This window comes from Peptostreptococcus anaerobius VPI 4330 = DSM 2949, assembly GCF_000381525.1.
GTDB lineage: Bacteria > Bacillota > Clostridia > Peptostreptococcales > Peptostreptococcaceae > Peptostreptococcus > Peptostreptococcus anaerobius.
Map to the genome: position 1 here is coordinate 1 of NZ_KB906648.1, position 10,301 is coordinate 10,301.

Below are 10,301 nucleotides of genomic sequence, written 5' to 3' on the forward strand. Positions count from 1 at the left end.
GCCTTTACTGGGAAGTACTTAGTATAACTTCCTCTACTAACTTTTATTTTAGAAGAATTTCTTTTAATTTCACGAGATATTGTACTAGGTGACCTTTTAAGTGCTTGTGCAATTTTCCTTATACTCATTCCTAAATTTAAAAATTGATAGATACAAGCTCTCTCTTCTATGGTAAGATGGTTATAGCTCATAGTTAATCGCTCCTTTTAATATGTTTTGTTTGGTCACTTACATATTAACACAGCTGATTAGCTATGAGTTTATTTTATGTTGCACTTGTTATGATAAATTATCTAAATAAAAAACACTTAATAAGTATGATATAATACTAGTTATTAGGACTATGTATGCATAAGAGATGATGTTGTTTGAAAAATAGCAAATTGTATTTGATGATAAAAATTTTATTAATGAAGTGGCTAACTATAAGAATGACATAAATAGTCGGAATAATATGTAAATAATTATATTTTTTAGAAATAATGAGTAAAATTGTACAGATTTTTCTAGTGAGGTGATAGTTATAAAGAGAATTAAATATCTTTGGGCAAAAAAAAGTCAAAAAAATGGTAGGTTTTTATGGTTACCTCTTATGCAACACTTAGAGGATACAAAGAATGTATCATTGCTGTTATGGGAAAATTGGTTAAGTGAAGGGCAAAAAAAAATAATAATAAATTCAATAGTAGATAAAGATGAAAAAAAGGCAAAGCAACTTGTAAAATTTCTTGGTTACGTTCACGATATTGGAAAGGCAACGCCATCATTTCAAACTATGGAAGGTTTTACTAACTCAAGTGATTTAGACTATGAACTGCTTAGTAAACTAGAATATGCCGGATTTAAGGGAATAACAAGTAAAACATTTGCATCAAGAAGTAAAACAAGGCATAACATTGCAGGTCAATTTATACTAAGTAACTTTGGTGTAAGAGATGAAATTGCAACAATAGTTGGTGGACATCACGGAAAAACGATTGATAATATTAATGAATGTATGAATCAGTCTGCGTACAAAGCTAATTATTATCAAGACGAAGGGAATACGGGCGTAAATGCCTTATGGCATCAATGTCATTATGAGATTTTTAATGAGGCTCTAAATCTATGTGGATATGGTAGCGTAGATGAAATATCTGCAGTGGGACAACCAGCTCAAGTAATATTACTTGGTTTACTTGTTGTTGCAGATTGGATTGCGAGTAATGAGGAGTATTATCCTCTTATAGATATAAGTAAGGATGAGGTTGAGGATAAGGATCATAGAAGGAGTTGTGGTTTCAAAGAATGGATAAAATCTGATTTGTGGCAACCAGATGAAAATGTTGACTTTGTCAGTATGTACAATAACAGATTTGACTTTGATCCTAGAAATGTTCAGGAAAAGCTATCTGAAGTAATAACTGAATGTGATGAGCCAGGCATATTTATTTTGGAAGCGCCCATGGGTATCGGTAAAACGGAAGCGGCCTTGATTGGTTCAGAGCAATTAGCTGCAAAAACAGGAAGAAGTGGTTTGTTTTTTGGTTTACCTACTCAGGCCACATCAAATGGCATATTTCCAAGAATTATTACATGGTTGAATAGCATAAAGGAAGACTACGGAGATACACTGCAGGTTAGACTTGCCCATGGAAAGGCACATCTAAATGATTCTTTTACAAGCATAGCTAGTGGTATAGGCATAGATGGTGATGGTAGTATAATTGTTAACCAGTGGTTTTCAGGAAAAAAAACGACTGCTTTAGATGATTTTGTGGTTGGTACAGTAGACCAATTTTTATTGCTGTCACTAAAGCAAAAACATTTGTTTTTAAGACATTTGGGTTTTAGTAAGAAGGTTGTTATCATTGATGAGGTTCATGCATATGATGCATATATGAGTCAGTACTTAAAAGAATCTTTAACATGGATGGCATCTTATGGTGTGCCGGTAATATTATTATCCGCAACACTGCCTTCTAAAAGCAGGTCGGAAATTATACTATCATATCTAATGGGAAGGTCAACAAAAATTTCAAAGCCAGAAAGAGAAGAAGTTAAAGTTAAATTGGAAAATAGGGCCTATCCTTTGATAACATATACTGATGGTAACAATGTGAAAACTGAAACTCAATTTGTTCCAATAGAAAATAAGATGGTTAAAGTAAATTCTATAGATGAAGATGGACTAATACAGTTGGTTGAGTCTATGATAAAGGATGGTGGCGTAGTCGGTATTATCGTAAATACGGTAAAAAGAGGGCAAAATTTTGCTAAGATGCTATCCGATTATTTTGGTGATGATTTAGTATTATTACTTCATTCTGGATTTATAGCAACTGAAAGAGTAAAGAAAGAAAATGAATTGTTGTCTATTATAGGAAAGAAAGCGAGTAGACCAGAGCGTAAAATTATCATAGGTACACAAGTAATTGAGCAGTCATTGGATATTGATTTTGATGTATTAATTAGTGACCTAGCACCGGTAGATTTACTCATACAGAGAATAGGAAGGTTACATAGACATGATGAAAGGATAAAACCAGCTAGTCATACTAATCCTAGACTATATATTTTAGGTAAAAATTCTCAATATGATTTTGAAGAGGGTAGTAGGAATGTATATGGTGATTATCTATTGATGCGAACACAGTACTTTATTGATAAGTACAGCGAAATTGCAATTCCAGGAGATATTTCAGACTTAGTGCAAGATGTATACTCTGATGATGATATAGATTTTTCAGGAGAATTAAAAGAAAGGTATACACTGTATAAAGAAAATAATAAAGAGCTGAAACAGCATAAAGAGAATATAGCAAATACTTTTAGGATTGATAATCCAATTGTCAGTCAAAATAAAAAAAGAATAGTAAAGAAAAATAATCTGATAGGATGGATTAATAAAGGAATAATGGATAACAGTGATGAGAAGGGATTTGCACAGGTTAGAGATGGCGAACAGACGATAGAGGTCATTGTAGTAAAGAAAATTGGAGATGGATACGGGGTATTTGACAGCGATGAGGATATATCTAAAAAAATAAACGACGAGATTGTAGCTAAAAATATTGCCAGAAATACTTTAACGTTACCAAGATTTTTCAGTGCAGTGTATAATATTGATAAAACGATAGATGAACTTGAAAAATATAATAATAAAAACTTAAGTAAATGGCAAAAATCAATTTGGCTTAAAGGATGCTTGGGAATAGTATTAGATGAAAATAATGAATTTGTTTTGTGTGGCAAATGCATTAAGTATGATGAAAAGTATGGCATATGTATACTTGAGGAAGGAAGTGATTAATTAATGGGAAGGTATAATTTACTAGACGAGCCATGGATATCTGTTATCATTGATAAAAAAGGCAATAGTAAGAATGTATCTATGATTGATTTTTTTAAGCATGCTCACGAGTATCTAGATATGGGAGGAGATACAAAAACACAGGATTTTGCGGTAATGAGAGTAATGATAGCCGTAATACATACTGTATTTTCAAGGGTTGATGTATCGGGTGAACCATATGAATATTTTGATATTGATGAAAGGTTTAGACAGAAAGAACTTATTGATGAGTACGACGTAGATGACTATGAAGGTGATTTAATAGGTACGTGGATAGATATTTGGAAAATGAAAAAATTTCCAGACGTTGTAATAGAGTATTTAGAAGCTTGGAGGGATAGGTTTTATTTATTCGACGACAAATATCCATTTTTCCAGGTGACAAAAGAAGATATTGAACAGGCAGACTCTGATAAAGAAAATCCAGGTGAATTTTTTGGTAAAAATATAAATAGGAAAATTTCTCAGAGTGGAAATAAAACAAGCTTATTTTCACCTAAGTATGAAAAAGAAAATAATAGAGATATTCTTGATGAAGATGAGATAGCCAGATGGTTACTTACACTTCAAGGATATGTAGGTCAATCAGACAAGGTAAGGTTTAAAGTAAAAAAAGAATATTTGATAGAGGAGAAGTATAAAGCAGCGAATGGATGGTTATTTGATTTAGGAGGTATATATATTCGAGGACAAAATATTTTTGAGACCATAATGTTAAATTGTGTTCTAGCGAATAAAAATCAAAATAACTTAATGAATAGACAGACACCGTGTTGGGAGTTAGAAAACAGAGCATTATTAAAAAAATATTTAAATTCAGCTGGAGATATATACGATAATGAAGTATCATTACTAACTGCTTGGAGTAGGGCTGTATTTATAGATCCAGATACTGATGCGAAAAAACCTTTTGTATGTGGTATAGTAAAATTACCTGATGTAGATCACCGAAATAAGATTATTGAACAGATGACAATTTGGAATTACAATGAAAAAGGCAAATACAAAAATACATTCACACCAAGAAAACATCAATCTAATAAGTCAATATGGAGGTCTTTTGGGTTAATTTCAGGTAATGTTGAATCGGGAGAGGATAAAAAATATTTGAAACCAGGAGTTATAGAGTGGTTAAATGATATTTCTTCAGTTATGAGTACTGATATATTTATTGATAATATGTTAAATATTTGTTCTGTGAGTATGAAGGACAATGGGCATCAAGCTTCAATGGTACCTGTAGACGAAATTGTAGATGATTTGTTTATATCTGAAAAAGTATTCTTAGACAAAGAGTGGGTGGTAAGAATAAATGAAACGATAGAAAAAACAAAAACAATAGTTAGGTCTGCATTTAGTGAATTTATTGAAGATATTAGAGAGATTAGAAATATAAATGATAGAGATTTTACTTATAAAAAAATTGAGGAATTGTATTATTCAATAGACTTTATTTTTAGAGATTGGTTATTAGGTTTGAAACTTGATGACGAGAAAGAAGAAAAAATATTTGAATGGAATAGAATCTTAAGAAAAATTGTGATAGATGAAGCAAATAAAGTTGTAAAAAATGCTAATAATCGAGACTTCAAAGGTAAAAAAGTTGATGATGGAATGAAAAATATTGCAACGGCATATAACTATTTCATATATTCATTAAACCATAAAATTAAAATAAAGAAGGAGGCAGCACATGAAGAAAAATAGCATATACTCGGTCACAAGTAGTATTATCTATAAGCTAAATGCACTCAGCGAAATATCTTCAGGAAAGTCATACCTAGCAAAACTTAGAAATTCCATAGGTAAGGATATTAGTTCGTCAAGTGAAGTATGGTCCATTTTATTTGAAAATTTGCCAGAGGAATTTCTAGGTGATGAAAATAGAATCACTACTGAAGAAAGAGTTATTACACTTACTCTACAGTTATTTGCTCTAATGAACCAAGGAAGTAATAGAATTTCGGTAAATCCAGACGATGAAAATAAGTATAAGAATATCGGTTACTCAATTAGAGTTTTGAGAGATGAACATGGTGAGTCTGTAGATAGGAGATTTAATGCTCTATTAACATCATCAGATGTGGATGAATTGTCTACACACCTAAGATATTTATTGAATTTATTAAAAGCTAAGACCACAGGAACATATGTTAATTTCCCAAAATTAGCTGAAGATATGTACTGGTACTCGAAAGGATATGGAGATAGTGTTAAGCTATCTTGGGCAAGGGAGTATTATAGGAAAAAAATTGAGTTTGATAACGAAAAGTAATAATAAAAAGTGATAAAAAATTATAATAAGGAGAAGAATTATGAGAAACGAACAGCGATTATTTATTGACATTCATGTAGTACAGACTTTACCACCATCAAATATTAATAGGGATGATACAGGAGCTCCAAAAACTGCTCAGTTTGGTGGAGTGAAAAGAGCTAGGGTGAGTTCTCAATCGTGGAAAAGAGCAATAAGAATGTATTTTCAGAATAATGGTGACCGAGTTGATTTTGGTGTACGTACGCACAGCATTGTAGACTATGTTGCGAAAAAAATAATAGAAAAAGATTCGTCCATTTCTTATGAAGAATCTATGAAAAAATCTGAAAAAGTAATCAACGATGTCATAACAAAAACAACTAAAGATATGAAATTAAAGGCTTTGTTTTTCTTAGGAGACTTTCAGGCTAATATGCTAGCAGATGCGATTATAAAGGGTGTAAATGATAAAAAACAATTGAAAGAAATTTTGAAAAATAATCCAAGTATCGATATTGCATTATTTGGTAGAATGGTTGCAGATGATCCATCCCTAAATGAAGATGCATCATCTCAAGTTGCACATGCTATATCAACACATGCAATACAAAATGAATTTGATTTTTATACTGCAGTAGACGATCTTCACAGTGATGATAATGCGGGTGCAGGCATGCTTGGTAATATTGAATTTAACTCATCAACATTGTATAGATATGCAAACATAGCTGTTCATGAATTATCAAAACAACTCGACAACAAAGAAGCAGTTATTAATACAGTAAAATTATTTATAGAAGCGTTTTCTAATTCATTACCAACAGGAAAGGTTAATACTTTTGCAAACCAGACTATACCAAATGCTATTATTGTTACTGTAAGAGATGATAGACCTATAAATATGGTTGGAGCCTTTGAAGAACCGATTAGATCAAATGGAGGGTTTGCGAGCAAATCTATAGAGAAATTAGCTGAAGAAATGAAAAAATCTGAGAAGTTTGTTAAGAAGCCAATAAAATCGTTATACGTATCAATGGAACAGATCTCATCAATGAATGACGTTTCAGAGGAAGCAGGGTGCCTACATGACTTATTGGAAGAAATAGCAAATGAACTTGATAAAAAACTAATATAAATTGCAGGTGATATGTTATGAAGACAATAGTTATGAAGTTTTCTGGACCTCTCCAGTCGTGGGGGACAGGCTCTAACTTTGAGACAAGGCATACGGATTTTTATCCGTCAAAAAGTGCTGTGATAGGTATGATTTCTGCCGGATTCGGCTATCGTAGAGACGATGACATAGCTATAAGAAGGTTAAATGAATTATCTTTTGGAGTTAGGATAGATCAAAGAGGATCTTTACTGAGAGATTACCATATTGCACAAAAGTATAAAATTAATGGAAATTTTGAAAGAACATATGTAACAAATAGGTACTATATTGAAGATGCTGTGTTTATTGTTGCGATATCCCATGAAGATGATAGTTTTATGGAAGAGATATACAAGGCATTAGAATATCCATATTTTCAGCACTTTATGGGAAGAAGGTCTTTACCTTTAGGATATGACTTTATCCAAGGCATGTTTGATAATGACATAGTTAATTGCTTAGAGTCTCATGAGTGGATGGCATCCAGTTGGTATAAGAAAAAATATAGAAATGATAAATTTGTTGGGTTAGAAATATACGCAGATAGTGACTTAATAGATGATAATTCACATATTTTAAGAAAAGATAGACCAATATCATTTTCACAGAAGAATAGAAGGTTTGGATTTAGGTATGAGTCAAGAAAATGGGTTCATGTTGTCAATGACCGATATGTTGAAAGTGATAGCAAACATGATGTATTTGGAGCAGTGTAAAGGAGGTTGCAATGTATATATCAAGAGTTGAGATAGATTCTGATAACCGTAGGAAAATTAAAAATTTATCACATGTTGCTGCCTACCATAGTTGGGTTGAGGATTGTTTTCCTATTGAGAAGGATGAAGGAATTAGGACTAGAAAATTGTGGCGAGTGGATAGATTAAACGGAAGGACATATTTGCTGCTAGTAAGTGAGAATAAACCTGATTTGTTGGGTTTAGAAAAATATGGAGTCGAAGGCAGCGCACAAACGAAGTCGTATGATGAGTTTTTAGAAGAAATAAAAGAAGGAAGTGTAATGAAGTTTAGAGTAGTGCTTAACCCAGTTGTTGCTTTATCACAAGGTACTGGGAATAAAAATAAGATAAAACCTCATGTGACAGTAGAACAACAGATGAAGTATTTGCTTGATAGGTCAAGTAAAAATGGATTTGAACTGGAGGAGAGTAACTTTAGTATCGTAGAAAGAGGTTATGAAAATTTTTATAAAGATGGGCAAAAGAAAGTAAGACTGATAAAAGCAGTATATGAAGGTGTACTTACAGTTAGCAATAAAGAGTTATTTAATAGAATATTGACTGAAGGCATAGGAAAAAAACGAGCTTATGGTTTTGGTTTGATGACGGTTATACCAGTGGTGTAATATTATGAAAGAAAAGTTTGGTGCTAAAAAAACAGAATTGAATGAACTACCAAGGATAGGTGACAGAGTTAGTTTTATTTATATTGAGCATTGTAAAGTTAATAGGGTAGATGGTTCGATAAGTGTACATGATAGTAGAGGTGTTGTGACAATTCCTATTGCAATGATTGGAGTACTTATGTTAGGTCCAGGGACAGACATTAGTCACAGGGCCATGGAGCTACTTGGTGATACAGGAACTAGTGTTGTCTGGGTAGGAGAAAGAAGTGTTAGGAACTATGCTCATGGAAGAGCGCTTGCACACTCCACAAAGTTCTTAGAAAGTCAGGCAAAACTAGTTACAAATCTTAGGTCAAGAGTATACGTTGCAAGAAAAATGTACCAGATGAGATTTCCAGATGAAGACGTAAGTTCTCTTACAATGCAACAGCTAAGAGGCAGAGAAGGAGCAAGAGTTAGAAAAGTATATAACACATTATCGAAAGAATACGATGTAACGTGGACAGGTAGAGAATATGATGTAGATAATTTTGAAGATGGAAGTGTAGTAAATCAAGCTCTATCAGCAGCAAATGTAGCATTATATGGACTTGTCTATAGTATTATTGTTGCGTTGGGTATTTCACCTGGATTGGGTTTTGTACATACTGGTCACGACCTATCCTTTGTATATGATATTGCAGACCTATATAAGGCTGAATTAACAATACCGATAGCATTTCAGGTAGCGGCAGAGCATGATAAGGGAGAAGATATTGGAAGGATAACTAGGTTAAAAATTAGAGACTCTTTCGTGGATGGAAGAATAATGTCTAGAATTGTGAGTGATCTACAATATTTGCTAGAAATAAAAGAAGAAGATTCTATATCCATTGATAATATTAATTTATGGGACGATAAAGATCAAAATGTTAGACATGGAATAAGTTATAAGGAAGGTGATTAGCTTGCCTTTTACTGTTATAACTTTAAAAAATGTTCCAAAATCATTAAGAGGTGACTTGACTAAGTGGATGCAGGAGATTGCAACAGGTGTATATGTTGGTAATTTTAACACAAAAGTTCGTGAGAAGTTATGGTATAGAGTAGTTGAGAATGTTGATGGTGGTGAGGCAACAATGAGCTTCGCATATAGGAACGAGATTGGATATAATTACTGTACAATAAACGCAGAAAGGGAAGTTGTAGAGCTAGATGGGATTCCACTTATACTGTTGCCTAATAAGGAAAGCACTCTAGACTCAAAATCAAAGTATGGATATAGTAATGCTTCCAAGTTTAGAAAGGCTAAAAAGTATTCGGATTGCAGTGCCAAAACTAATATTGAGTTTGATGTAGTAGATAGTAAATATGTGATGCTAGCTATAAATATAAATAAAGATTTGATCACCATAGGTATACAAAAGATATTAAATGGCAAAGACATTAAAATGTTTATTGATATTATTAATGTCGGCGACAAGATTGGAAATATAAAAATCACAGAAAATAATCGTGTAGAATCAATAGATGCAAAAGAACTTATGAACATATTTAAAGAATTTATTGGTTGTATGCATATTGTAACTTATGGCAACATGAAAGAATTTGAGAGAGTTGTGGTTTTATTAGATAAAAATGGATATAGCTTGCGAGATTATCGTATTTATGATTTATTGAAATTCGTTAAAAAAGATATGAGGGGTCTGGATGATTATAGCATTATTAATGTATTAAAAAAGTATGATATAATAATAGAGGATCAAAATGATACAGGTTGCTTTTTAGATGGTATATACGAGTTGTCTACAAAAGTAAATAAATTTACTAGGTTTATGGAAAAGGAATGAGGATATTACTGGGATCTATTAGTGTACTACCCACACACGTGGGGGTGATCCTACTTTGATGACGGGAATATGTTTGTCGATAAGGTACTACCCACACACGTGGGGGTGATCCTAAAGTACTTCTCGGTACCATGTAAGGCTACTAGTACTACCCACACACGTGGGGGTGATCCTACTTTGATGACGGGAATATGTTTGTCGATAAGGTACTACCCACACACGTGGGGGTGATCCTAAAGTACTTCTCGGTACCATGTAAGGCTACTAGTACTACCCACACACGTGGGGGTGATCCTGATATATGCAGAGTTTTAGAGATAGGAAATTCGTACTACCCACACACGTGGGGGTGATCCTGAGCA

9 protein-coding genes and 1 CRISPR repeat array are annotated in these 10,301 nt (G+C 32.8%); of the genes, 8 read left to right on the forward strand and 1 reads right to left on the reverse strand.

Features of this window, described 5'->3' with window-relative positions; genetic code table 11:
* Nucleotides 1-191, reverse strand: a 191-nt coding sequence (locus F823_RS10690; protein WP_019595694.1) for a helix-turn-helix domain-containing protein, incomplete at its 3' end; no start/stop codon positions are given.
* A gap of 323 nt (nucleotides 192-514) precedes the next feature.
* Between F823_RS10690 and F823_RS0109535 the strand changes: the two genes are divergently transcribed.
* The 8 genes from F823_RS0109535 to cas2e are packed head-to-tail and all read left to right on the forward strand — an operon-like array spanning nucleotide 515 to nucleotide 9,939.
* Nucleotides 515-3,292: a CRISPR-associated helicase/endonuclease Cas3 gene (locus tag F823_RS0109535; RefSeq protein ID WP_019595695.1), complete on the forward strand. Its 2,778-nt coding sequence runs from the start codon at nucleotides 515-517 to the stop codon at nucleotides 3,290-3,292.
* 3 nt (nucleotides 3,293-3,295) lie between these two features.
* Entirely contained in the window at nucleotides 3,296-5,041 is a 1,746-nt protein-coding gene (locus F823_RS0109540) for a type I-E CRISPR-associated protein Cse1/CasA (protein ID WP_019595696.1), read from the forward strand.
* The gene (casB, locus tag F823_RS0109545) at nucleotides 5,028-5,609 is read left to right on the forward strand and encodes a type I-E CRISPR-associated protein Cse2/CasB (protein ID WP_004167284.1); all 582 of its coding nucleotides are present in this window, start codon (nucleotides 5,028-5,030) and stop codon (nucleotides 5,607-5,609) included. The genes F823_RS0109540 and casB overlap by 14 nt, the downstream gene beginning before the upstream one ends.
* Before the next feature lie 40 nt (nucleotides 5,610-5,649).
* Nucleotides 5,650-6,726 (forward strand): type I-E CRISPR-associated protein Cas7/Cse4/CasC, encoded by a 1,077-nt coding sequence (gene cas7e / locus F823_RS0109550; protein WP_004167285.1) that lies wholly within the window; start codon nucleotides 5,650-5,652, stop codon nucleotides 6,724-6,726.
* A gap of 17 nt (nucleotides 6,727-6,743) precedes the next feature.
* Entirely contained in the window at nucleotides 6,744-7,463 is a 720-nt protein-coding gene (gene cas5e, locus F823_RS0109555) for a type I-E CRISPR-associated protein Cas5/CasD (protein ID WP_019595697.1), read from the forward strand.
* An 11-nt stretch (nucleotides 7,464-7,474) separates the two neighbouring features.
* Nucleotides 7,475-8,110, forward strand: coding sequence for a type I-E CRISPR-associated protein Cas6/Cse3/CasE (cas6e, locus tag F823_RS0109560; RefSeq protein ID WP_004167288.1), 636 nt, complete (start codon nucleotides 7,475-7,477; stop codon nucleotides 8,108-8,110).
* A 37-nt stretch (nucleotides 8,111-8,147) separates the two neighbouring features.
* Nucleotides 8,148-9,056: a type I-E CRISPR-associated endonuclease Cas1e gene (gene cas1e / locus F823_RS0109565; protein ID WP_330365200.1), complete on the forward strand. Its 909-nt coding sequence runs from the start codon at nucleotides 8,148-8,150 to the stop codon at nucleotides 9,054-9,056.
* Complete coding sequence (gene cas2e / locus F823_RS0109570) at nucleotides 9,049-9,939, forward strand: type I-E CRISPR-associated endoribonuclease Cas2e (protein WP_004167290.1); 891 nt, start codon at nucleotides 9,049-9,051, stop codon at nucleotides 9,937-9,939. Before cas1e ends, cas2e begins: the two co-directional genes overlap by 8 nt.
* Nucleotides 9,940-9,962: 23 nt before the next feature.
* Nucleotides 9,963-10,297: a CRISPR direct-repeat array (repeat unit 30 nt; unit sequence GTACTACCCACACACGTGGGGGTGATCCTA).
* The last annotated feature ends 4 nt before the right edge of the window (nucleotides 10,298-10,301 follow it).